This is a genomic window from Mucilaginibacter sp. P5_A6 (assembly GCF_056400585.1).
The window spans coordinates 162,886-187,402 of record NZ_JBFUKZ010000005.1 but is presented as its reverse complement, the minus strand read 5'-3'; the positions used below and the strand labels follow the sequence as shown (position 1 = coordinate 187,402).

The 24,517-nt window shown below is 41.8% G+C and carries 15 protein-coding genes; 13 read left to right on the top strand and 2 right to left on the bottom strand.

Translation table 11 applies throughout. The features are described from left to right. Positions 1 to 9 precede the first annotated feature (9 nt). From AC1DO4_RS07450 to AC1DO4_RS07410, 9 genes are all read left to right on the top strand, one after another. Positions 10 to 1,254: a glycan-binding surface protein gene (locus tag AC1DO4_RS07450; protein WP_477414394.1), complete on the top strand. Its 1,245-nt coding sequence runs from the start codon at positions 10 to 12 to the stop codon at positions 1,252 to 1,254. A 180-nt stretch (positions 1,255 to 1,434) separates the two neighbouring features. After that, the gene (locus AC1DO4_RS07445; protein WP_477414392.1) at positions 1,435 to 3,174 is read left to right on the top strand and encodes an alpha-L-arabinofuranosidase; all 1,740 of its coding nucleotides are present in this window, start codon (positions 1,435 to 1,437) and stop codon (positions 3,172 to 3,174) included. A gap of 383 nt (positions 3,175 to 3,557) precedes the next feature. Then, entirely contained in the window at positions 3,558 to 4,157 is a 600-nt protein-coding gene (locus AC1DO4_RS07440) for an RNA polymerase sigma factor (RefSeq protein ID WP_477414390.1), read from the top strand. 65 nt (positions 4,158 to 4,222) lie between these two features. Further along, positions 4,223 to 5,419, top strand: a complete 1,197-nt coding sequence (locus tag AC1DO4_RS07435; RefSeq protein WP_477414388.1) for a FecR family protein — start codon at positions 4,223 to 4,225, stop codon at positions 5,417 to 5,419. A gap of 174 nt (positions 5,420 to 5,593) precedes the next feature. Continuing rightward, positions 5,594 to 8,932, top strand: coding sequence for a TonB-dependent receptor (locus AC1DO4_RS07430; protein ID WP_477414386.1), 3,339 nt, complete (start codon positions 5,594 to 5,596; stop codon positions 8,930 to 8,932). 21 nt (positions 8,933 to 8,953) lie between these two features. Further along, positions 8,954 to 10,546 (top strand): RagB/SusD family nutrient uptake outer membrane protein, encoded by a 1,593-nt coding sequence (locus AC1DO4_RS07425; protein ID WP_477414383.1) that lies wholly within the window; start codon positions 8,954 to 8,956, stop codon positions 10,544 to 10,546. 85 nt (positions 10,547 to 10,631) lie between these two features. Next, positions 10,632 to 12,161 carry a glycoside hydrolase family 28 protein gene (locus AC1DO4_RS07420; RefSeq protein WP_477414381.1) on the top strand — a complete coding sequence of 510 codons (1,530 nt, stop codon included), beginning with the start codon at positions 10,632 to 10,634 and terminating at the stop codon, positions 12,159 to 12,161. A 55-nt stretch (positions 12,162 to 12,216) separates the two neighbouring features. Beyond that, on the top strand, positions 12,217 to 14,427 hold the full coding sequence (locus AC1DO4_RS07415; protein WP_477414379.1) for an alpha-N-acetylglucosaminidase: 2,211 nt from the start codon (positions 12,217 to 12,219) through the stop codon (positions 14,425 to 14,427). 6 nt (positions 14,428 to 14,433) lie between these two features. Further along, complete coding sequence (locus AC1DO4_RS07410; protein WP_477414377.1) at positions 14,434 to 15,609, top strand: acyltransferase family protein; 1,176 nt, start codon at positions 14,434 to 14,436, stop codon at positions 15,607 to 15,609. Positions 15,610 to 15,720: 111 nt separating this feature from the next. Here AC1DO4_RS07410 and AC1DO4_RS07405 read toward each other — a convergent pair whose 3' ends face one another. Both AC1DO4_RS07405 and AC1DO4_RS07400 read right to left on the bottom strand, forming a co-directional pair. Beyond that, on the bottom strand, positions 15,721 to 16,140 hold the full coding sequence (locus AC1DO4_RS07405) for a BLUF domain-containing protein (RefSeq protein ID WP_477414375.1): 420 nt from the start codon (positions 16,138 to 16,140) through the stop codon (positions 15,721 to 15,723). A 114-nt stretch (positions 16,141 to 16,254) separates the two neighbouring features. After that, the gene (locus AC1DO4_RS07400) at positions 16,255 to 17,286 is read right to left on the bottom strand and encodes a LacI family DNA-binding transcriptional regulator (RefSeq protein ID WP_477414373.1); all 1,032 of its coding nucleotides are present in this window, start codon (positions 17,284 to 17,286) and stop codon (positions 16,255 to 16,257) included. A gap of 296 nt (positions 17,287 to 17,582) precedes the next feature. On the opposite strand from AC1DO4_RS07400, the gene AC1DO4_RS07395 reads away from it, so the two are divergent. The 4 genes from AC1DO4_RS07395 to AC1DO4_RS07380 all read left to right on the top strand — a co-directional run bounded on the left by AC1DO4_RS07395 (position 17,583) and on the right by AC1DO4_RS07380 (position 24,482). Next, positions 17,583 to 19,238 (top strand): glycoside hydrolase family 28 protein, encoded by a 1,656-nt coding sequence (locus AC1DO4_RS07395; RefSeq protein WP_477414371.1) that lies wholly within the window; start codon positions 17,583 to 17,585, stop codon positions 19,236 to 19,238. 161 nt (positions 19,239 to 19,399) lie between these two features. Beyond that, positions 19,400 to 21,301 (top strand): glycoside hydrolase family 88 protein, encoded by a 1,902-nt coding sequence (locus AC1DO4_RS07390; protein ID WP_477414369.1) that lies wholly within the window; start codon positions 19,400 to 19,402, stop codon positions 21,299 to 21,301. Positions 21,302 to 21,327: 26 nt separating this feature from the next. Next, complete coding sequence (locus tag AC1DO4_RS07385) at positions 21,328 to 22,797, top strand: tagaturonate reductase (RefSeq protein WP_477414367.1); 1,470 nt, start codon at positions 21,328 to 21,330, stop codon at positions 22,795 to 22,797. 32 nt (positions 22,798 to 22,829) lie between these two features. After that, positions 22,830 to 24,482, top strand: a complete 1,653-nt coding sequence (locus AC1DO4_RS07380) for a UxaA family hydrolase (RefSeq protein WP_477414365.1) — start codon at positions 22,830 to 22,832, stop codon at positions 24,480 to 24,482. The last annotated feature ends 35 nt before the right edge of the window (positions 24,483 to 24,517 follow it).

Here is a 24,517-nt window from a genome sequence, read left to right as displayed (position 1 = left end):
AATGTAATTATGAATCAGATATATATAAATATCACCAAAAAGCTGGTTTTTCTTATTTTGGTTACAGCAACCTTGTTACAGGTTGCCTGTAAAAAAGAAAGCAGTTCGGGTGCAGGTAAAGATAAAGGAGCTCCAACCATTAAGGGATTAAGAGCCATTTCACCAAAACCTAATGACAGCACCCTACATGTAGCCGGTCCCGGCCAATATGTGGTTATACGCGGTACCAACCTGGCTTATACAAAAGCCATTTATTTTAACGGTTATCAGGCCACATTTAATGCTGCGCTTTTTTCTGATACAACAATGGTTGTACAAATACCTGCAGATATGCCATTTGCTTCGCTTGATCAGGCTAAGCTGAATACCATTGAGGTAGTAACAACATCAGGAGATGTAGTTTTTAAATTCCCTATAGTTCCGCCTCCTCCAATTATTTCGGCAATGAGTAATGAAAGTGCAGTAGCAGGAACAAGCGTTACTATTTATGGTAATAATTTCTTTTATATTGATAAAGTTGTTTTCCCAGGCGGAGTAGCAGCATCATCGGGCATAGTAAGCAATACCTCCGGTACTACATTAACCGTAACTGTACCCAGCGGGGTTACAACGGGGGGGACTATCAAGGTAGTTAACCGTTATGGCACAGGTACATCAGTTTTATTATTTAACGATTTTATAACGGGAGTACTGTTAAACTATGATAATGTTAACAATTTTGCATGGGGTGCAGGGTCGTCAAACAGTTCAACCGCTTATCCGGGTAACAGGGGTACATATGGTGTTATGTCGGCATCTGCCGTTGGCGCCAGTGATCTTGGCTGGTGGAATGGCAACCGCAGTATCAATACAAATTCTGCCCAATGGGTATCATCAGCAAATTTGAGCAGCAGCCTTGATACTTATGCACTTAAGTTTGAAATATCTGTTACAAAAGCATGGTCAGGCGGATCAATCTATATTGTAAAAGATTATGATTGGACTTACCTGGCTGTTTATAACCCGTGGAAAAATACCGATGGAACGGTTACCAACTTTACTACAAATGGTTGGCTAACAGTAACAATACCATTGTCGAGCTTTAAAACAAAGGCCAATAATTTAGATGGTACAGGCGATTCTGCTCCTTCGTTATCAAAGTTGCTGGGTAGTGGTTCAGGAGGTATTAATTTCATGTTTGTAAATAACGGCATAACGGCTGTAAGTAGCTTTGAAGCCGCTATTGACAACATAAGGATCGAAAAAGTAAAATAAGACAGTTTTTAGTTGGTTAATTAATGTGATGCTAAGGGCCCTTTAAACGTGGGGCCCTGGCATTTTTTATAAAAGCTGTTAAAAACTTTACGCAGGTATCATATAAAAGCTAAAAGCAGAATGCATAAGGCAAAAAGCTAATATTTTGACTACTAATCAATTTGCACAAAAAATAAATATATGACGTTGACCATTCCTTTTAAATATTATCCGCTTTGTTTGTTTGCTTTAGTTGCGTGCAAAGGAAGCAGTAAAACCGAGGTGAAACCCGTAACCACCGATACTGCCACTACTAAGGTTATTACCCCGCAAACAGACCCGGCGGTTGCCAAATCAACCGGTTTCTTTTTAGATGATTGGGCAGCAAAAACGTTTACCTTACCTGCCTCTGCTGATTTGGCTAAACCAACCGGTAATACAACAGTAACTATTAATGTTGATTACAGTAAAGTAATTACAAAGGTTTCTAAATACCTGTTTGGTAATAATACCAACCCGTATATGACCCAAATTGTAACCGAGCCGGTTCTGCTGGGAAATATTAAAACACTTTCGCCAAATATTCTCCGGTTTCCGGGGGGTAATGTAAGCAGCGTTTACTTTTGGGATGGCATAATACCAGCCGATGCACCTGCCAGCTTATATGATTCAAACGGAAATAGTGTTGCCCCCGGTTACTGGCTGGGTAATAATACGGCAGGCTGGACACTAACTTTAGATAATTATTACAGCGCTTTGCAACAAACAAACAGCACCGGTATAATTACCGTAAATTATAGTTATGCACGCTATGGTACAAGCGCCCACCCCGACCAGGTTGCCGCGCATTTGGCTGCCCAATGGGTGCGTTATGATAAGGGGCGTACAAAATACTGGGAAATAGGGAATGAAAGTGGCGGCCCATGGCAGGCGGGCTGGCAAATTGATGTTTCAAAAAACCAGGATGGCCAGCCAAAAATAATTACAGGCGAATTGTATGGCAAGCATTTTAAAGTATTTGCCGATTCAATGCGGAAAGCAGCTACTGAAGTTGGTTCGCAAATTAAAATTGGCGCCCAGTTGGTACAAACCGATCCTGTAAATGCATGGAATGTAGTTGACAAAACCTGGAACTCGGGCTTATTTGCTTCTGCAGGTGGCACCGCTGCCGATTTTTACATTGTGCATGATTATTTTACCGGATCTGATAATGAAAACGCGGCAACCATTCTTGCTTCTCCGGTAACGGAGTCTAAATTGATAATGGATTGGATGAATACCACCACAACACAAGGGGGCGTTCCTTTAAAGCCCATTGCTTTAACAGAGTGGAACCTGTTTGCTACAGGATCAAAACAAATGGTATCATATATTTCGGGTATGCATGCTACTATGGTTTTAGGCGAGTTGATTAAAAATCAGTTTGGTATGGCATCCCGGTGGGACCTGGCAAACGGCTGGGGGCCGAACGGCGATGATCATGGCATGTTTAACCAGGGCGATGAACCGGATGGGGTAAGCAAATGGAATCCAAGGCCTTCCTTTTACTACATGTATTTTTTTCAGAAATATTTTGGCGATAGAATGGTTAGTTCTACAGTAACAAGCAGCAGCGATGTGCTGAGTTATGCGTCCTCGTTCTCCTCCGGAGAAGCAGGGGTAGTGGTGGTTAACAAAGGCTCATCAGCACAAACAGTAAGCATCAATATAAACAACTTCGCAGCAGGCAGCCGGTATTACTATTATACATTTACCGGCGGTACAGATAACGGCGAGTTTTCGCGCAAGGTTTATATTAACGGCAACGGACCTACCGGTGCGGCCGGCGGGCCTRCAAACTTTTTAACGCTTGCAGCCAGTTCAGCAACAATCTCGGGAGGTATAAAAGTGTCCGTACCGGCAAAGTCTGTTATATTTTTAGTTGCCCAGGGAAAAAAATAACCTGGTAAGGTTAAATTAAAATCAATAAACAAGCCGCCGCTTCAGGCCGCGAACAAATAGATAATTAATGTGGGCCGCCTGGCCTTCCAACTAAATTATTTATTGCAGTTATTAGAAGAACGAAAGCCGGGTTTTTCGTTCTTCTAACTGTAAAGTCTTTTTTATAAATTGCAACCTTGTTTCGGGTATAACAATCATATACTTTGCTTTTTATGCTTCATTATATCAATGGATTTACCATAACCGGTATTGGTCCATTACGCGTTTGTTTTTTTAAGCGGCGCTTAAACTATGTGAACGTTTTTTTAAGATGAAGCTATTTAGGTGTGTATAATTTTTATAACCTTGTTTTTTTTACATAAATTTAGAAGTAATTATTAAAAATGGCCATTAAACCAATTCCTAATGAAAGTGAGCTTATACAGCAAGTGACTTTAGGCAGCGAAAAGGCCTTTACAAAATTATTTGATGGCTATTACAAACCTTTAGGCGAATTTGTGTTTAGGTTAACCGAATCCATAGAACTGGCTGAAGAGATTGTTCAGGATGTTTTTATAAAGATCTGGACTAACAGAGGATCCTTAATAGAAATTGACAGTTTTAGTAATTACATCTTCATCATCAGTCGCAATCAAACTTATAATTGTCTTCGTAAAAAGGCTAATGAAAAAATCAGGCAATTAAAATGGGAAAAAGATTTAGAGCATAGTTTAAGCCAGCCAAATGACGCTGAACAGGAAGATTCTTACCGGGCATTGTTAGAAAAAGCGATTGAAAAGCTCCCCCCGCAGCAAAAAAAAGTTTATTTACTAAGCCGGAATGAGCGGCTAAAGCAGGAAGAAATTGCTAAACAACTCAATATCTCGGCCGAAACGGTTAAAAAACACCTGAAACTGGCTACCCGCTTTATAAAAAACAACGTCATTATTGAAAATAACGACCTTGTGGTCATGATTTTGCTTACCCCGCTGTTTCTTAAATAAAAAAAATGCATTTTTTTTTATCAAACGTTACCCCTTTTTTATTCTTTTTGGGTCTTTAGTGGTATATGACCAAAGTGCAACCCGAAAGATTAAATTATTTATTCCTCAGATATTTTCATAAAACTGCTACTGAAGAAGAGCGGAATGATTTGATGCAGATCATAAATGATCCGTCTAATGAGGATGCGCTTATTGGGCTGATGGAGGAAACCTATACGTCGCACATTCCCGAAAATGATCCGTTCGCTGAAGGGAAACGGGAAAAAATATTAAATGCGGTGTTTGCAGCTGCGCCCCTGACTACCAATAGTGCAAATAAAAAATCAAACGCCAGGATATTAACTTTATGGGCTAAGTACGCTGCAACAGCTATTTTGCTTTTGGCTGTTGGCTTATATTTTTATAACACTAAGAAGCCTTCAGGCAAGCTTGTCGCTGTAAAAACTTTTAATGATTTTAAACCAGGCGGAAACAAAGCTGTATTAACTCTTTCTAATGGTTCAAAGATTGTATTAAATGATGCAAAAAATGGGAAGCTGGCAGTTCAGGGTAGTGCAGCTGTTGTAAAGCTTACCAACGGGGAACTCTGGTACAATCAAAGCGGAGCTTCTGAGGCATCACCTGTTTATAATACAATGTCGACCCCGCGCGGAGGGCAATATAAGTTACAACTTCCGGATGGTACAGTAGTAATGCTTAACTCCGAGTCATCAATTACTTTTCCTATTGCGTTTGCAGGTAAAGAAAGAAATGTTTCTATTACCGGAGAAGCATATTTTGAAGTGACTAAAAATAAAAAAATGCCATTCCACGTAAGCTTCGGCGATCAGAAAGTTGAAGTATTAGGCACTCATTTCAATATAAATGCATACAATGATCAGCCGGACTATAAAACTACGCTTTTAGAAGGCTCTGTGAGAATTTCAAGAGGGGAAGAAAATCATTTACTGGTACCCGGACAACAGGCCGTTTATGAGCAGGGTAGTAAAGTGTTCGTGGTTAAAGAGGTTGACACCGAAGACGTTGTGTCATGGAAAAACGGGTTATTCCACTTTGATAATACAGAATTGGACCAGGTTATGCGCCAGCTATCAAGATGGTATAATATTGAAATTGAATACGAGGGCCCTAAACCTGTTTTGAATTTTACAGGGGAGATAAAAAGAGACAATAACCTATCGAGAGTAATTAAAATACTGGAATCAACAGGCGGAATAAAGTTCACCCTCAATCAAAATAAAATAATCGTTCACAAAAAATAATTAACTTTAATAACCTAATCAGAAAATTATGGAGAAATAAATTACGAAACCAACCAATTAAGGTATCTGAATTAATACCTCCCCGGATTGCGGCCGGGAAGGCAATTGCCCGGATTAACCTGTTAATAACCAATTTACTGCACCAATTATAACTTAACCCAAACATTCAAATGTATGAAACAACTTCTGCATTCTAAAATTCCTGCGCCTTTTTGTCAGGAACGAAAACCAATTAGTCAATATGACAATTATTTAAAACAGGTACTTAGGATTATGAAAATAACGGGTATCCTTTTATTTGTATTCACGCTTCACATCAGTGCAAATACATTGGCGCAAAAGGTTAGCCTTTCCAATGATAAAGCTGATTTAAAGTCGGTTTTAAAGCAATTAAAAAAGCAAACCGGTTTTTTGTTTATGTACAATAACCAGGTTTTCAAAAAAGCTAAACCTGTTACTATACATGCATCAGACATTGAACTTGGCGAAGCCCTGAACCAGATCTTTAAATCGCAGCCCCTTACTTATGAGCTGGATGAAAATACCATTATTATTAAGGAATTAAACCCTGAAGGGACGACCGATAACAGTGGTAAAGCGGTTCCCCGACGTATTACAGGAAAGGTTACAGATAAGGGTGGGCTTGCCATACCGGGTGTTACCGTGCAAATAAAGGGTTCTGCAACTCTTACCACTACAGCACTCGACGGTACATTTTCTATAATGGCTGAAAAGGGAAACACGTTACAATTTCGCTTTATAGGATTTGAAACAAAAGAGGTGTTGATTGAAGACCAAACTTCATTAACCATTACACTTGTCGAAGAAAAAAGAGGCCTCAATGAAGTAGTGGTTATAGGTTATGGCAGCAGTACCAAAAGGGAGCTTACCAGCGCCATTTCAACCGTTAAGGCCGAGCAATTTAACGCCGGGGTAGTATCAAGCCCCGCCGATTTGCTGGAAGGTAAAGTGGCCGGTTTAAATATTACCAGTGACGGTAACCCCAATAGCAAAGCTTCTGTTACGCTCCGCGGACCATCGTCTATACGTGCAGGCGAAGCTTCTGTGCCATTTTATGTAATAGACGGCGTACCCGGAGCCGATTTTAATTTGATTGCTCCTTCGGATATTGCTTCAATAGATGTATTAAAAGATGCCTCTGCCGCGGCGATCTATGGGGTTAGGGCTACCAATGGAGTAATTATTGTTACCACCAAAAAAGCAAAAGCAGGCCAGATGAGGATGACTTACAATGGTTACGGAGCCTTTGAAAAAGTATCTAACCAGTTTGATGTGGCCAGCGCCGACCAGCTTAGGGCCTATGTAAAAGCTAACGGGCAAAGTTTTACGCCCGTGAATGACAACGGCGGAAATACCGATTGGCAAAAAGCCGTTGAACGCAATACCGGCTTTTCGCAAAACCATAACCTTTCGTTTGGCGGCGGTACCGATAAAACTACTTATAACGGAAGTTTAAACTACCTGGATAACCAGGGGATTGTTAAAAGCAGTGGTTTAAAACGTGTTATCGGCAGGCTTAATATTACCCAAAAAGCGCTGAATGATAAATTGAAACTTGATTTTTCCCTAAGTAATGCGGTTACCAACTCCAACCTGCTGGTTAACGATATACCCTTATATTCCGCGAATGGCCAAAGCCCCGGATTATTTAAGTCAATAGTTCAATATTTACCCACCCGTACTATCTATAATGCCGATGGTACATTTTATAACGACCCTACCTTAAAACTGGGTTATAACCCGGTTGGTCTTATTACCAATGATACCTACAAACAAAAAGTTAACCTGTTATTGGGTAACGTTCGTGGCGAGTTGATATTACCTGCTGGTTTACTTTACAATTTTAACTTAGCTTACCAGGAAACCAATACCAATAACAACACTTATTATAATTCGGCATCTGAGCTTGCTCCAAGCCTTAACGGTAAAGCCATCCGGTCAACTTATCAAGACACTAAAAAGTTGTTTGAAAACTATTTAACTTATGCTCATAACTGGAGTGATATCCACAACTTTAAAGTGTTATTTGGTTATTCAATAGATCAGACTACTACTGGAAACGGTTTTCAGTCAACTAATCAAAATTTTATTTCTGATGCCACCGGCTACAGTAACCTGGCACTGGGTACGCCGGCTGCCGGCTACCGGGTTGATTATGGTGGAGTTAACGAAGTAACATTACGTTTGATATCATTTTATTCGCGCCTCAATTACAGTTACAAAGGCAAATATCTTTTGCAGGCTTCATTACGCCGCGATGGCTCAAACGCTTTTGGTATCAACAATCGTTGGGGATATTTCCCTGCTGCATCAGCTGCGTGGCGCGTGATTGACGAGGGTTTCATGAAATCACAATCGTTGTTTGATGATCTGAAACTAAGGATTGGGTATGGTAAAACTGGTAATTCGTTAGGTTTCTCACCTTATACGCCAATAACACTTTATGGTACAACCGGTAGCTTTTATTATAACGGTGGCTATATCGGCGCTATTGGTGTAACCCAAAACCCAAATCCGGATTTGAAGTGGGAAAGTACCGGCACACTAAATGGCGGTATTGATTTCTCTATATTAAAAGGACGTTTGGGCGGTTCGGTTGATGTCTACAATAAAAAAACAACCAACATGATCACTACCGTTCCGGTATCGCTGATTAATAACTTCGTACCAACCAAAGTAGAAAACGTAGGCAGCATGACCAACAAAGGTGTGGAGATAGCACTTAACGGAACTCCTTTAAAATTAAAGGACTTTACCTGGAGCAGCTATGGCAACATTTCGTTTAATAAAAACAAAATCACAGCCCTTGCGCCAAACCTGTCTAAAATATACGCTGGCGACCCCGAAGGACCAGGGCAAAGCGGTATAAAGGTATCAATCATTGAAGCCGGCTATCCGCTGGGCGAGTTTTATACGCTGAAATATCTTGGCCGAACCAATGGCGTATCTACCTTTTTGGGGGCCAATGGCCAGCCAACTACAACGCCTACAAGTGCCGATCAAACTTACGCGGGTAGCGCGCAGCCAACCTATACATTTGGTTTTGGTAACGATTTTACTTATAAAAACTTTAGCCTAAATTTCTTTTTCAGAGGGCAGGGCGGTAATAAAATCATGAACGCATCATTGGCCAGCTTTAATCAGCCAACCCAGGCTTCGGCACACGGCGTGCCTACCCTCACGTTAAGTGAGCCGGGCACCGATGTTAATGCCAACTTGTATTCAACCCGTTATTTGGAAAGCGGCGCGTTTATTAGGTTAAGTAACGCCACACTTGCATACAAAATAAATGTTTCGGGTAATTATGTACATGGCATCCGCTTGTATGTTACCGGTACCAACTTATTTATTATTACCAAATACAAAGGGGTTGATCCTGAATTGAATTTGAACATCGATAACCAGGCCAGCGGCCAGTTTATTGGAGTTGATAGTAATAATTTTTACCCAAAAACAAGGAGTTTCCTTGCCGGTATCCAAGTTGATTTATAATAACCATTAACCTAACAAGAGATGAACAATTTAAAAAGATATATAAAACCGGGCCTTGTTGCCGTGGTTATGGCGGCAATTTACCTTTCGGGTTGTACAAAATTAGATATAACTCCTAAATCGGCGCTTACTCCCTCTATTTTTCCAACTACTCCTGCGCAGTACGTAGCTGCTACAGGGCCTATTTATACCTCGTTTCGGGGGGCGCCGGGCAGGCAGTATTGGTTATTACAAAATTTAAGTACAGACGAAAATGTGCTGGTAGCGCGTGGAGGTAACTGGCTTGACGGTGGCACCTATTCAACCGTCAACCTGCACACCGTAACACCCGATAACGGTATGACAGAAACCTGCTGGCAGTGGGGTTACGGAACAATAAGTTTATGTAACCAGGTATTATCATTATTTGATGCTACACCTGCAAGCGACGCCAAAAAACAAACCCTTGCCGAAATTAAAACCATGAGGGCATTGTCCTACTTTTATTTGATGGACCTTTTTGGAAATGTGCCCATCAGTAAAAAGTTTGGTGATACCACCAACCTGGGCACCCAGCCAAGAGCGGCGGTGTTTGCATTTATCGAAAGCGAATTATTGGCGCAAATTCCAGACCTGAGCGCTACTGCAGGGGTTACAACGTATGGCAGGCCAACCAAAGGTTTAGCGTACGCAATCCTTGCAAAAATGTATCTTAATGCGCAATACTACATTGGCACGCCAAGATATCAGGACGCGGTTACCATGTGCGATAATGTTATACAGACCGGTCAATACGCGTTGGATGCAGATTATTTGGGTATGTTTAAGCCTAATAACGGCCCTGGCATTAAAGATTTTATTTTTGCAGTACCTTTTGATGGTGTACTGGCGCAAGGACAATATTATGCCCGCTGGACACTTAACCCTAACCTTAAAGACAAGTATAAAATGCCATATACTCCGGATGGTCCGGTTTATACCTACAAAGAGTATTATGCTTTGTTTAACGATGCAAATGACATTCGCAAAAAACAATACCTTGTTGGTAAGCAATACAATAATGATGGTACGCCAATAAACATTACTACTACAAATATTGGCCTTGACGCAAGTTATTCGGGTCCTAATCCAACCGGGGTTGTCGTACATCAATTGGAGTTTACACCTGATATTGTTTGGAAAAACCCCGCGACGTTTGATATTGGCAATGATGAATTGGCCAACGAAGAAGGCTACAGGAACAATAAATTTTATCCGGACAGCTTAAATACAGATCGTAACCAAGGTAATGATGTGCCGATGTTTAGGTATGCCGATGTTTTGTTAGAGAAAGCCGAAGCCATTTTAAGAGGAGCCACTGCAACCAACGGCGATTCGCCATTGTCATTGGTTAACCAGGTAAGGGCGCGTGCCAAAGCATCGCCATTGGCTGCTGTAACCTTGCAGGATATTTTAGATGAGCGCGGCAGGGAACTGGCTATGGAAACGTGGCGCCGTAATGATATGATCCGCTTTGGACAGTTTGAAAAATCCTGGGGCATTAAAACAGATGCCAACCCCGCCAAGCGGATTTTTCCAATACCAAGACCCGAAATGCAGTTAAACCCCAAGCTGACACAAAACCCTGGGTACTAACAACCAATATTTTTAATCCCCCAGTCTTGTAAAGATTGGGGGATTTTATCTTACCTATTGGCTTTGAATCTTCACTAATCAAAAGATGAGATCAATACTATTAATTATTTTTTCGGCGCTGCTGATTAATTTAGCAGAAGCAAAAAACACTATCATCAACATTAAAAAGCTTGGTGCAGTTGCAGATGGTAAAACAGATAATTCGGTAGCTATCCAGAAAGCCATTGATATGGCCAATAAGGCTGGCGGAGGTACAGTACTTGTACCGGCGGGTAAATTTATTACTGGTGTAATTTATCTAAAATCAAATGTAGACCTGCATCTTGGCACAGGTGCTGTATTGCTGGCATCCGCTAAACGGATTGCCTACGGGCCCGGGAAAGCTTCTCCTTTAATTTGTGCTGATGGGCAGCAAAACGTATCAATTACAGGCAAAGGTATTATAGACGGAAACGGTGATGAACTGTTAAAGGACATCTATAAAATGCTAAAAGATGGCACATTAAAAGATTCGGAATGGCAAACTTATAACGACTGGCACCAGATGCGGCCCGAAGAAAATAACCGGCCAAAACTGATCATGTTTAAAAACTGCAGCCACATCGCCATAAAAAACATTACTATCAAAAACGGGTTATGCTGGATTCAGGACTACAGGAGCTGTACCGATATGATTATTGAAGGTATCAGCGTAATAAGCAATACTTTCTTAAATAACGATGGCATCGACTTGGTTGATTGTAAAAATGTAAGGCTTACCAATAGCTTTTTTAATGTCGCCGATGATGGCATTTGCCTTAAATCGCATGATCCGCAAGGTGCCTGCGAAAACATATATATAGCTAATTGTAAAATACGCTCAAGCGCCAGCGCTTTTAAAATGGGGACCGCATCGTTTGGAGGATTTAAGAAGATAACTGTTCGCAACATCTATGTATATGATACGTTCCGGTCGGCCATTGCCATTGAATCTGTAGATGGCGCCATAATCCAGGATATTGATATCCGCAATATAACTGCAAAAAACACGGGTAATGCCATATTCATTCGCCTGGGTAAGCGCAATAAAAAAAGCCTCCCGGGTAAAATCAGCAATGTATTTATAGCAAATGTGAAAGTTGATATCCCTGCCGGAAAACCGGATGCTGGTTATCATATGGAAGGACCGGAGGAGTTGTTCCCTCATAACGCTTTCCCTTCTTCTATTATGGGCTTGCCAGGGTACAATGTTACCGGTGTAACCCTTCAGGACATTGACATCAGTTACCGGGGCCACGCCAAAAAAAATGTAGCTTATTTCAACGCAGATACCCTGGTTAAAGTGCCGGAAAAAGCCGGGGCTTATCCGGAATTCTCAATGTTTGGGGAATTGCCAGCGTCTGGTCTTTACGTACGACATGCCGAGGGTATAACAATTAAAAATATGCGGATGAATTATGCCGGCGAAGATTTCAGGAGCCCATTCATTTTTGATGATGTAGATAAGCTAAATCTTAGTAAAATAAGTGTTATCAACTCAAAGGTGGTTCCTGTAATTATTTTAAACAATGTAAGGCACCCATTGCTAAACGACCGGTTTATGACAGATGCTAAAAACACGCTAAAAATACAATAACCCGGCCCCAAAGATTATATCTTGATATATTGCCAATAAAAAATTGCCTATTACCATGAAAAAAATATACAGGCTTAAATATTTACTTGTTGCGCTTATTTGCATTATTGCAGTAAAAACAAAGGCACAGCTAAATATTGAATCATCCCACGCGCTCATCAACAGGGTTGTTCCCGCTCATGCAAAAATGTTTGTGGTTGAAGCATTGGAAAACAATAATTCCAAAGATGCTTTTGAGGTTGAAGGCGCAAACGGGAAAATAGTTTTACGTGGTAATAATGGTGTTGCTGTAGCTTCAGCCCTGTATTATTATTTAACGGAATATACTCATTGCCAGGTCACCTGGAATGGTACAAATTTAAATTTGCCACAACAGCTCCCTGTTCCTGATCATAAAACAAGAAAAAATAGCCCTTATGGTTACCGGTACTATTTAAACTATTGCACTTACAGCTATAGCATGAGCTGGTGGGATTGGAAACGGTGGGAAAAAGAAATAGACTGGATGGCGATGCACGGCATCAATATGCCGTTGGCCATTACCGGGCAGGAGTATGTTTGGAATAAGGTTTATACCGACATGGGCTTTAGCAGGGCAGATATGCAGAACTTTTTTACCGGTCCGGCTTACTTTGGCTGGTTTTACATGGGTAACGTAGATAAATGGGAAGGACCATTACCACAAAGCTGGATAACCAATCATAAAGACCTGCAGCTAAAAATATTAAAAAGAGAACGGGAATTAGGTATCAAACCGGTATTGCCTGCATTTACAGGCCATGTGCCGGCATCATTTAAAACACGGTTCCCCAAGGCAAAGCTTAAAAAAACCAACTGGAAAAACGGTTTTGAGGATACTTATATACTGGACGCCAAAGATCCTCTTTTTGCCGAAATTGGTAAAAAATTTATAGAAGAACAAACCAGGATCTATGGAACTGATCACCTGTATTCGGCAGATACATTTAATGAGAATGAACCGCCTTCCAATGACTCTACCTTCCTGTCAGAATTAAGTGCGCGTGTGTACGATGGCATGAAGGGGGCCGACCCTAAAGCCGTTTGGGTAATGCAGGGCTGGCTATTTTACAGCGACAGGGAGTTTTGGCACGATCAGCAGATCAAGGCTTTGCTGAGCGCCGTGCCAAATGAGCATATGATCATCCTGGATCTGAATACTGATTTCGAACCGATCTGGAAGCGTACGAGTGCTTTCTTCGGTAAACCCTGGATCTGGAACATGCTTCATAATTATGGCGGTAATAATAGCTTGTTTGGCAGGATGGATGCCGTTGCTACAGAACCCGCCACGGCTCTGCATGATCCGGCTTCCGGTAAAATGGTTGGTATAGGTTTAACTATGGAGGCTATTGAACAAACGCCTGTACTGTACGAGTTAATGATGCAGAACACATGGCAGGATAAGCCTGTTAACCTGGATGAATGGTTACCCCAATATATTTATAATCGATACGGTGTTAAAAATACCGACGCATTGGATGCCTGGAAAACCCTGAGGTTAACTGTGTTTAACGGAAAAGCTATTCGTGATGGTGCCGAGTCGATTATTACCGGGCGGCCCACGCTTGATTCCGCTGCAGTATGGACCCGGACAAAACTAAATTATAACCGTGCAGATCTGCTGCCGGCCTGGGATAAATTAATCTCTGCAGCGCCGGCTTGCCGTAAAAGTAGTGGTTTTAATTATGACCTGGTTGACTTAACGCGCCAGGTACTGGCAAATTACGGCCGCCCATTACAGGTAAAGTGGATAAATGCCTACCGGGATAAAGATATTAATGCATTCAATAAAGCAGCGGCTGATTACCTGGAGTTGATTACAGACATGGATAAGTTACTGGCAACCCGTAAGGATTTTTTATTGGGCCCCTGGATAGCGGATGCCAGGAGTTGGGGTACAAATCTGGCAGAGAAAAAACTTTACGAACGTAATGCACGAAACCTGGTTACCCTATGGGGAGATAAAAACAGTCCATTGCATGAATACTCCTGCCGGCAGTGGAGTGGGTTGCTGAATGATTTTTACAAAGTAAGGTGGCAACGATTTTTTGAGGTGCTTAGCAAGTCAATAATTGATAAGCAGGAGCCGGACCTTAAAGCGTTTGACAAAAACATAAGCGAATGGGAGTGGACCTGGGTTAACACCAGCAAAAGTTATCCCGTTGTTACTTCCGGTAATAGTGTGGATACAGCGGTGCAGCTCTATAAAAAGTATAGGAAAGTAATGGGCGAAGATTTAAAATAAGGTATAATGAATAAGGATGTTGAGCCCGGTAAAATAGTTGGCAAATCAAAACCCGTGCGATTGATGTCGCTTGATGCTCTACGTGGCTTTGATATGTTTTGGATAATGAGTGGTGAAGGCGTAATTCATACGCTGGCAAAAGCAACCGGCTGGCCTTTGTTGCTATGGATGTCGGGCCAGTTACACCATACAACATGGAATGGAATAACTTTTTACGACATGATCTTCCCTTTGTTTTTATTCATAGCGGGAATTTCTATGCCATATTCTATGAATAACAAAACCGCGCAATATGGGGTCACAGATGCATACCTGTTACCTTACAAGGCTAAAAAAGAGATCTACAAATCCATGATCAGGCGTACTTTGATCTTGATTTTTTTAGGCGTGGTGGTTAATGGCTTGTTCAAATTCAACGGGTTTGAAAACACGCGCTTTGCAAGTGTTTTAGGCAGAATAGGTTTGTCATGGTTCTTTGCAGGTCTCATCTATTTAAATTTTAACTGTAAAGGGCAGATTATTTGGTTTTGCGCCTTACTTATAGGTTATTGGGCAGCTATGACACTCATTCCTGTTCCCGGTTACGGAGCCGGCGTTTTGACTATGGATGGAAGCCTCGAATCGTATGTTGATCGTTTGTTGTTACCCGGCAGGCTTCATGATAAGGTTCACGACCCTGAAGGGATTTTATCAACCATTCCGGCTATTGGAACCGCGCTCATGGGTATATTAACCGGAACATTTTTAAAGTACGAATCATTAAACTGGCCGATGTGGAAAAAGGGGGTATGCCTTTTCTTCGCAGGTTTAATCTTTATCGCATTCGGTTTATTATGGGACCTGGTTTTTCCAATCAATAAAAGGCTTTGGACAAGTTCTTTCGTCTTGTTTGTAGGGGGCTGGAGCCTGGTTCTTTTTTCAATTTTCTATTTGATTATTGATGTAGCAGGTTATCGTAAATGGGCTTTTCCGTTTGTACTTATAGGATTAAACTCTATACTTATTTACCTCGCGTCAGAAGGCATAGTCGATTTTCAGCACAGCGCCAATTATTTTTTTGGCGGGTTAATTCATCATTTATCTCTTAACTGGCAGGCGTTTGCCCAGGCATTATCTATAGTGATTGTCCAAATGGCTTTACTCTACCTATTGTTCAGGTACAAGGTGTTTTTGAAAGTTTGATTTATCGGGAAACGTTCAATCATCTTTTTATCGCATTAATAAAAGGCGCCGACACACATGCTGTCGGAACAACTGAATTCTTTATTGAGAATATGAAGAAATTGGCGCTAATTAAAGAAACATTCTCTCAGTTCGAACAAACGTTTTTAATAGATTTATAGCTATATGGTTATTTTTGTTTAAGAGAGGGGCTTTTTTTGAAGGATTGTAATATCCATTAAATTGATTAAGGCTGACTGAATCAATTGATCTGAAGCCCATAGCCCAATCAGGGAAGTTTCTTTCTTTTAATTCACCACTTGCAATGTGAGTTATTCCTTTATGCCTTTGATCTTCGTTTATTTTATTAAAAGTCTTTTGTATATCATTTTCTTCTCCTTCTAATAATTGAATAAAATTTCCTTCACCATATAAAAGGAGGCCGGTTATATTATCTCGAATATTATTCACATTGCTAACCGTCAGGATGTCCTTTAATTCGCTTTCGTTAAACCAGTTAACCCCGGCGCTTAAGTATATTATGTAATGCATTTTTTTCTAATTTGGATGCCGCTTTATTTTACCCGGCATTAGGATATTGAAAACTACGCATTACTTGCTTATAAACTGCGTCTTTGCTATATTAAAAGGCCTTACGCTTTAACTTTAGTACAACTTTTGTGATGACGACCTGGCAATCAGTTCGGTATCAACCCGTTCAGTGATGAACTCTTCAACAGGCCATTTGCTTTCGATGGTTTTTATGAGCATTTCAGTAGCCATTTGCCCTATCTGAAACGCCGGTTGACGTACAACGGTTAATGGAGGATCAAATAACTCAACTACATCAGAGTTGGTGAAACCTGCCAGCGCGATATCTCCCGGTATTTTGATCCCCAGCTTTTTTAATATAGATACGCAGCTGATGGTAAGCCGGTCGGCGCCTATGAAAATAGCTTCGGGGCGGTCGTCCATAGCTAACAGGGCTTTTACGGCAAGTTCAATTTCATCATAAATCATCCCGCCATGCTCGCAATGTTTTAAATACCCCGGCTTAAATTCAAGGCTGTGTTTATCAAGCGCGGCTTTAAAGCCATCAAATCTTTCGTGGGTTATTGATAAGTTATTTGAGCTGGTGAGGTGGGCTATTTTTTTAAAGCCGGAATTTATTAACAGTTCGGTAGCATCAAATGATCCTTTAAAGTTGTTTGCAATTACCTTATGGGTATTAATATCGGCCGCAACCCTATCAAAAAATACAATAGGAAACCCTTTCTCGTGTAAATATTTGTATTGTGAGGTATCGGTTGTTTGGGCTGACAGGGAAACCAGTAATCCATCTACATGCCTTGAAAGCAAGTGCTGCACGTTAACCGTTTCCCGGTCAAACGATTCGTGCGTTTGTGTAATAATAACATGGTAACCAAGATTATAGGCAATTGACTCGATGCCATTGATGGCCTGCGAGAAATAATCATTGGCTACCTCGCACACCACAACACCTATTGAATGGCTTTTTTGGTCTTTAAGGCTTAACGCTATAGGGTTTGGGCGGTAATTTACCTTTTCTGCGTACTCCTGGACAAGCTTTTTAGTTTCGGCGCCAATTTCATAACTGCCTTTTAACGCCCTTGATACAGTAGATGTTGATACACCCAAAGCTTTTGCTATGTCCTTAATGGTATAAGATTCAAACATAATTTGGTTTCCTGATCCTGCAAATTACGGTAAGATCAAACGTTTTCAAATATTAAGAAATTATTTTACGGCTAAGTTATTGTAAAAACCGGGATTTTATCGTGTTTACCCGCAACTGTTAAACTCCGCAAACGTTACTGGGAACGATTGCGTGGTTTTAGTTGGTTAAATCCTTTTTTTTGTAGTTAAGAGCCGTTAATCTTGTTTAGGAATTTTAAATGAACGCTGTCAAATAGATGGCCCTGGATAAATTCGTCACCAATTATAAGGCGTTAAAAATCTTACCTATACAAAGCATGTCGTTAATAAAAGTATCATTTAGTATTGCAGCCCTGTTTGCAGCAGGTTTACTGACTGCATTTGCACAGGGACCGCCGTATTCGTGGCAACATTTGCCACATGTAAATATGCCGGTATTTAAAAAGGATACCATTAATATTTTAAAATACGGCGCAAAGCCCGATGGCATCACGCTAAACACAGCAAATATTAATAAAGCAATTGCGGCCTGCAGTGCAAAAGGAGGTGGGGTAGTACTTATTCCGCAGGGTTTATGGCTTACCGGCCCCCTGGTATTGCAAAGTAACGTAAACTTACATGTTAGCAGGGCTGCATTGCTACAGTTTACCGGCGATAAAAGCCAGTATAAATTAATTGAAGGTAATTATGAAGGGCACGCCGCTGTGCGTAACGAGTCGCCTATATCGGGTGCCAACCTGCAGAATATAGCCATTACGGGCGATGGTATTATCGACGGGCATGGCGAGGTTTGGCGTGCCATCGGCAAAGACAGGCTTACCGAAAACGAGTGGAAAAAGCTGGTGGCCAGCGGCGGTGTTGTAAGTGAAAACGGCAAATCATGGTATCCATCAAAAAGCTTTATGAATGGTGTTAAAACACCCGGTGCCGGCGTACTTGGACAGGGTAAAACAATTAAAGATAATGAATCGCTGAAGGATTTCTTCCGACCGAATATGCTGGTGCTTACTAATTGTAAAAATGTATTGCTGCAGGGGGTTACAGTTCAAAATTCACCGGCATGGGATATTCATACTTTGTTGTGCGAACACCTTACCGTGCAAAATGTACGTGTGAGAAATGCGTGGAACGCGCAGAACGGTGACGGGATTGATGTGGAATCATGTAAAAATGTGCTGATAGAAGGCAGCACATTTGACGCCGGCGACGATGGCATTTGTATCAAATCCGGCCGTGATGAAGAGGGCCGTAAGAGGGGCAAACCAACGGAAAATGTTATTGTAAGAAACAATGTTGTTTATCGCGCGCATGGCGGTTTTGTAATTGGCAGTGAAATGTCGGGCGGCGCCCGCAATATTTTCGTTTCCGATTGTACGTTTATTGGTACCGATATTGGCCTCAGGTTTAAAACCACCCGTGGCCGGGGTGGGGTGGTCGAAAATATTTTTATCAAAAATATCAGCATGAAAGATATACTTCATGAGGCTATACTTTTTGATATGTATTACGGTGGAAAATCACCCGGAGAATCAGATGAGGTTAACGACCAGGCAAATTTTCCGGTTACAGCCGCTACACCCGCGTTCCGCAATTTTTATGTGAACAATGTGGCCTGCAACGGTGCCGAAAAAGCCATTATGATACGGGGATTGCCCGAAATGAGCATTAAAGGCATCCATATTGAAAACAGCATATTCAAAACAAGCGATGGTATTGATATTATTGAAGCGCAAAACATCAGCCTTAAAAAAGTGCACATCGACAGTAAAAACACCAGCCCGCTTATTAATATTAAAAATGGCAGCAGCATAGTACTTAGCGGCATAACGTATAACCGGGCGCAATTACTGCTTAAAATAGCAGGCAAAAAATCGGCGCAGGTACAGTTGTTAAATACTGATGCCTCAAAGGCTAAAAATAAAGCTGAGTTTGGCCCTGGTGCTCAAAGTAGTTCACTTATAACAGCAAAATAATGAGGGAGTTATACCTGCTGATGTTGATGCCAGGCGTGGGCAAAGCGGCTTATACTATGGTCGCACCAGCTGAGTGCTGTTGATTTTAAAAAATATACTGAAAAAAATATCCTGGCCGGTAATGATAACTGGGATGTTTCAACCATAAAATAACCTTAAAAATGAAGAAGATATTTTTGTTGTTTACCATTATCCTGCAAGGGTTATTGCTTCGGGCACAGGAGCAGCCCTGGTCTCAGCGCATGGCTGCCACAGTTATGCATATCTGGAAAGATTCGTTGCCCGGCGGTAATTGGTCGTATGACCAGGGCATAGTTTTGCAGGGCATGCAAAGCGTTTGGCAGCAAAGTGCCAACGGCGAATATTTTAGCTATATACAACGCGCTGCCGATAGGTATATTACCGCTGATGGCACTATCCGCACGTATAAAGCGGATGATTTTACCCTCGATAATATTTTAATGGGCCGCAGCCTCATTATGCTTTACCGGGTTTTAAATAACCCAAAGTATTACAAGGCGGCCACTCTGTTGCGTAAACAGATAGACAAGCAACCCCGCGTACCCGAAGGCGGTTTCTGGCATAAAAAACGGTACCCAAACCAGATGTGGCTGGATGGCCTGTACATGGCCGAACCTTTTTATGCAGAATATGCTGCGGAGTTTCACCAGGAAAATGATTTTGATGATATAACCAGCCAGTTTATCCTGATGGAGAAAAATGCCCGCGATTCTAAAACGGGGCTGCTGTACCATGCCTGGGATCAAAGCAAAAAAGAACGCTGGGCTAATCCGCAAACGGGCTTATCTACATGTTTATGGGCCAGGGCCGACGGCTGGTATATTATGGGCCTGGTTGATGTGCTCGACCGGTTGCCGTTAAATCATCCAAAACGTGTGCAGTTGCTGGCTATTTTAAATCGTTTAGCTGTTGCGATAACTAATTACCAGGATAAACAAACAGGGGTATGGTACCAGGTGCTGGACAAAGGCGCTCAAAAGGGTAATTATTTAGAAGCATCCGCCTCCTGCATGTTTGTTTACGCTTTAGCCAAAAGTGTACGGGAAGGCTATTTGCCCGCAAAATACCTTCAACCTGCACAAAAAGCATATAAAGGTATTATAAAACAGTTTATTGAAACCGATGCAGCCGGGCAGGTTAATATAAAGGGAACTTGCGGCGCTGTTGGTGTGGGCGGGGAACCGTACCGTGATGGCAGCTATGATTATTATACCGGTGTAAAAACCGTCACCAATGAAACTAAGGGTGTTGGCGTTTTTATGCTGGCCAGTGTTGAAATGGAAAAGTTAAAAACCTTGGCTGCAGGCAAAGGCAAAATAGCTTTGCTGGATAGTTATTTTAATGACGAGCACCGGCAGGATATTAACGGCAAAACTGCACCGTTTCATTATAAATGGGAGGAGTGGGATAACAATGGCATTTCGTTTTTTGGGCAGGTGTTTAATAACTATGGTTTCCGTACACAAACTTTAAATGAGGAGCCCACTGCTGCAAACCTAAAAAATGCAGCTGTTTATATCATTGTTGATCCGGATATCCCCAAGGAAAACCCACAGGCAAAATATATACTTGAACCGCACATTAAAGCCATAAGCGATTGGGTTAAAAATGGCGGCGTTTTACTGGTACTAAATAATGATACGGGTAACGCCGAGTTTACCCATCTTAATAAGCTGATGGCAAAGTTTGGTATCAGTTTTAATAAAAACAGCATTAACCATGTAGCCGGTCGTGAGTTTGAGCAGGGTGCTATAAACATACCGGCCGATAATAAGGTATTTAAAACAGCCAAAAAGGTATACATTAAGGAGCTTAGCACATTAAACATAAGTGCCCCTGCGGTAGCTCAACTGATTAATAAAAATGATGTAATAGTTGCCACCGCTAAATATGGCAAAGGAGCCGTGTTTGCCGTAGGCGACCCCTGGTTTTACAACGAATATGTAGATGGCCGGAAGCTGCCTCCGCAATTTAAAAACATTAATGCCGCAAACGACCTGGTACGTTGGGTGGCCGATCAGATTTTATCAAAACGTAAATAATCATATATACCCCAATCAAACAAAACATGATCTTATCAAAGTATAACCTTAAAAGAATAAACGTTGCAGGAACCCAATTGCCCGGTGAACAACTATTTGAGCTGCCCGAAAAGGTATTGCAATTTGGCACAGGAGTGCTTTTAAGGGGCCTTCCCGATTATTTTATTGACAAAGCCAACCGTAGCGGAATTTTTAACGGCAGGGTAGTTGTTATAAAATCAACAGATACAGGTACGGTTGATGATTTTGATAAGCAGGATAATTTGTATACCATTTACTCAAAAGGGATTGTAAATGGTAAGGAGGTGAGCGAGCAGTTAATTTCTTCGGCAATAAGCAGGGTGCTTTCTGCCGCAAATGCCTGGGATGACATTTTGGAGGTTGCCAGAAACCCAAAGTTGAAAGTGATTATATCTAACACCACCGAAGTGGGTATTAAGTTGGTAAAGGAAGATGTGCGTAAACACCCGCCGGCTTCATTCCCCGGCAAATTATTAGCTGTTTTATATGAACGTTACATGGCCTTTAACGGCAGTGCGGATAGTGGCCTGGTAATTATCCCAACCGAACTTATTGTTGATAACGGTAAAAAACTGGAAGCCATTGTATTGGAGTTGGCTCATTTGAATAAACTGGAACCTGCCTTCATGGATTGGCTGGAAAATAGCAATAGTTTCTGTAATTCATTAGTGGACAGGATTGTACCTGGTCGCCCGGATGCTGCATCGAATGACGAATTGGATACCAGGAATGGCTATACGGATAACCTTTCAATTATGGCCGAAACCTATAGTTTATGGGCTATTGAGGGAGACGATAAAATAAAGGACGTATTATCATTTGCACAGGCGGATGAGGGTGTGGTAATAACACCTGATATTGAATTGTTCAGGGAATTAAAGTTAAGGTTGCTAAACGGTACACACACATTGTGCTGTGCTTTTGCTTATTTATCGGGATTTAAAACGGTTAAAGAGGCAATGGATGATGAGCAGTTTACAAAGTTTATTACGCAGCTGGTGTTTGAAGAGATCAGGCCTGCCATCCCGTATAAAATTGATGATGTTGTAGCTGCTGATTTTGCAAACAAGGTGCTGGATAGGTTTCGCAATCCGTATATCAGGCATGAGTGGTTAAGTATCTCGGTGCAATACGCTACTAAAATCAAAATGCGTGTTATTCCGTTATTATTAAACTATTATAAATTAAACAATACAGTACCTGCATGCATGGCAATGGGCTTTGCTGCCTTTATCCGTTTTATGCGCGTTAAAGCAGGGGATGAGGGGCAATATACCGGTACCATCAACAACGGGGAATATAAAGTTACAGATAGCCAGGCTGCATATTTTGCAAAGGTTTGGGAAAATCAGGATAGCGATGCTGTAATTCAAAACATATTAAAAAATAAAGACTTGTGGGATGCCGACCTGGACATTTTACCAGGTTTTACTGCAGCTGTGATTGCGCAATTTAACCAGGTGAATAAAGGATAAACAGATTGCTGCACTATTAAAAAATTAAAACGATGAAACAACGAATTATAAAAGTACATCCTGCCGATAATGTACTGGTAGCACTTGCCGATTTACAGCCAGGCGAAGAGGTTGAGTATAAGGGGAATAGTTATAAAGTACTTGAATTTATACCCGCCAAGCATAAGTTTGCAATTGCCGATATTCCCCAGGGTGGCGAGATCATTATGTACGGGGTTTTAGTAGGCAAAGCGCAAAGCCTTATCCCGGTTGGCGGTTTGTTATCTACCGGCAATGTAGTACATGCAGCCAACAGCTTTTTAACCGGCAGCAGCCATACCGACTGGCATAAACCCGATGTAAGTAAATGGCAAAGCCAGACATTTAACGGCTATCACCGGGAGGATGGTAGCGTGGGTACAGCCAATTATTGGCTGGTGGTTCCGATGGTGTTTTGCGAGAACCGCAATATTGAGGTGTTGCAGGAAGCGCTGGTAAAGCCTTTGGGCTACGGGCGTAAAAAAACTTATGAAATAAAAGCACAGCAACTGATAGGCATGATTAAGGCCGGCGGAGAGATCAATGAGGTGTTGTATACCGAAATTGACGGCGATACAGCCCAGGTAACCGGTAATAAAATATTTCCTAATGTTGATGGTATTAAGTTCTTATCGCATACCGGCGGCTGCGGAGGCACCCGGCAAGACTCAACTACCTTGTGCGGCTTACTGGCAGGTTATATTACCCATCCTAATGTTGCAGGCGCCACGGTATTAAGCCTGGGATGCCAGAATGCCGAGGTACGGATACTACAGGAAGAGATTAATAAGCGCTCACCCAATTTCAATAAGCCTTTATACATATTAGATCAGCAAAAAACCGGGAAGGAAGCCGACCTGATGGAACTGGCCATAAGGCAAACCCTGGCTGGCTTAATGCAGGCCAATACGTACGTTCGTAAACCGGCACCATTAAGTAAGCTTGTTATAGGGCTGGAATGCGGGGGCTCTGATGGTTTTTCGGGGATCTCGGCAAACCCCGCTATCGGTTACACGTCAGATCTGCTGGTGGCGCTTGGTGGTTCGGTTATCTTGTCCGAGTTTCCGGAGCTTTGCGGTGTTGAACAGAATCTGATTGATCGTTGTTTGGATAAAAATAAAGCCGAGCGTTTTGCCAGTCTGGTAAGTAGCTATAGCCAGCGTGCCGAAGAAGCAGGCTCTGGTTTTTATATGAATCCATCGCCGGGCAATATAAAAGATGGTTTAATAACCGATGCCATCAAATCTGCCGGAGCTGCAAAAAAAGGCGGTACATCACCGGTGGCAGATGTGCTTGATTATCCTGAAAAAGTTACCAAACCAGGTTTGAATTTGCTGTGTACACCCGGTAACGATGTGGAATCAACCACGGCCGAGGTTGGTTCGGGAGCTAATATAGTTTTGTTTACAACCGGCCTGGGTACGCCAACGGGCAACCCGATAGCGCCGGTTGTTAAGATCGCCACAAACACCACCTTGTTTAACCGGATGAGCGATATCATCGACATTAATACAGGTACCATAGTAGAAGGCGATGAAACAATTGAACAGGCAGGCGAAAGGATCCTGGACTACGTAATTAAAGTAGCAGGCGGCGAAATTGAAGTAAGCGCTGTAAGGCATGGCCAGGATGACTTTATCCCATGGAAAAGAGGCGTATCCTTATAGACATTTACAATTATTAACAATATTAAGAATCAAGA

What these genes read in the sequence shown, in the direction of transcription:
- AC1DO4_RS07420 (WP_477414381.1), top strand. Translation starts at nt 10,632, where the DNA reads ATGAGATCAATACTATTAATTATTTTTTCGGCGCTGCTGATTAATTTA.
- AC1DO4_RS07425 (WP_477414383.1), top strand. Translation starts at nt 8,954, where the DNA reads ATGAACAATTTAAAAAGATATATAAAACCGGGCCTTGTTGCCGTGGTT.
- AC1DO4_RS07380 (WP_477414365.1), top strand. Translation starts at nt 22,830, where the DNA reads ATGAAACAACGAATTATAAAAGTACATCCTGCCGATAATGTACTGGTA.
- AC1DO4_RS07440 (WP_477414390.1), top strand. Translation starts at nt 3,558, where the DNA reads ATGGCCATTAAACCAATTCCTAATGAAAGTGAGCTTATACAGCAAGTG.
- AC1DO4_RS07405 (WP_477414375.1), bottom strand. Translation starts at nt 16,140, where the DNA reads ATGCATTACATAATATACTTAAGCGCCGGGGTTAACTGGTTTAACGAA.
- AC1DO4_RS07435 (WP_477414388.1), top strand. Translation starts at nt 4,223, where the DNA reads ATGACCAAAGTGCAACCCGAAAGATTAAATTATTTATTCCTCAGATAT.
- AC1DO4_RS07390 (WP_477414369.1), top strand. Translation starts at nt 19,400, where the DNA reads ATGAAGAAGATATTTTTGTTGTTTACCATTATCCTGCAAGGGTTATTG.
- AC1DO4_RS07410 (WP_477414377.1), top strand. Translation starts at nt 14,434, where the DNA reads ATGAATAAGGATGTTGAGCCCGGTAAAATAGTTGGCAAATCAAAACCC.
- AC1DO4_RS07450 (WP_477414394.1), top strand. Translation starts at nt 10, where the DNA reads ATGAATCAGATATATATAAATATCACCAAAAAGCTGGTTTTTCTTATT.
- AC1DO4_RS07385 (WP_477414367.1), top strand. Translation starts at nt 21,328, where the DNA reads ATGATCTTATCAAAGTATAACCTTAAAAGAATAAACGTTGCAGGAACC.
- AC1DO4_RS07395 (WP_477414371.1), top strand. Translation starts at nt 17,583, where the DNA reads ATGTCGTTAATAAAAGTATCATTTAGTATTGCAGCCCTGTTTGCAGCA.
- AC1DO4_RS07430 (WP_477414386.1), top strand. Translation starts at nt 5,594, where the DNA reads ATGAAACAACTTCTGCATTCTAAAATTCCTGCGCCTTTTTGTCAGGAA.
- AC1DO4_RS07400 (WP_477414373.1), bottom strand. Translation starts at nt 17,286, where the DNA reads ATGTTTGAATCTTATACCATTAAGGACATAGCAAAAGCTTTGGGTGTA.
- AC1DO4_RS07415 (WP_477414379.1), top strand. Translation starts at nt 12,217, where the DNA reads ATGAAAAAAATATACAGGCTTAAATATTTACTTGTTGCGCTTATTTGC.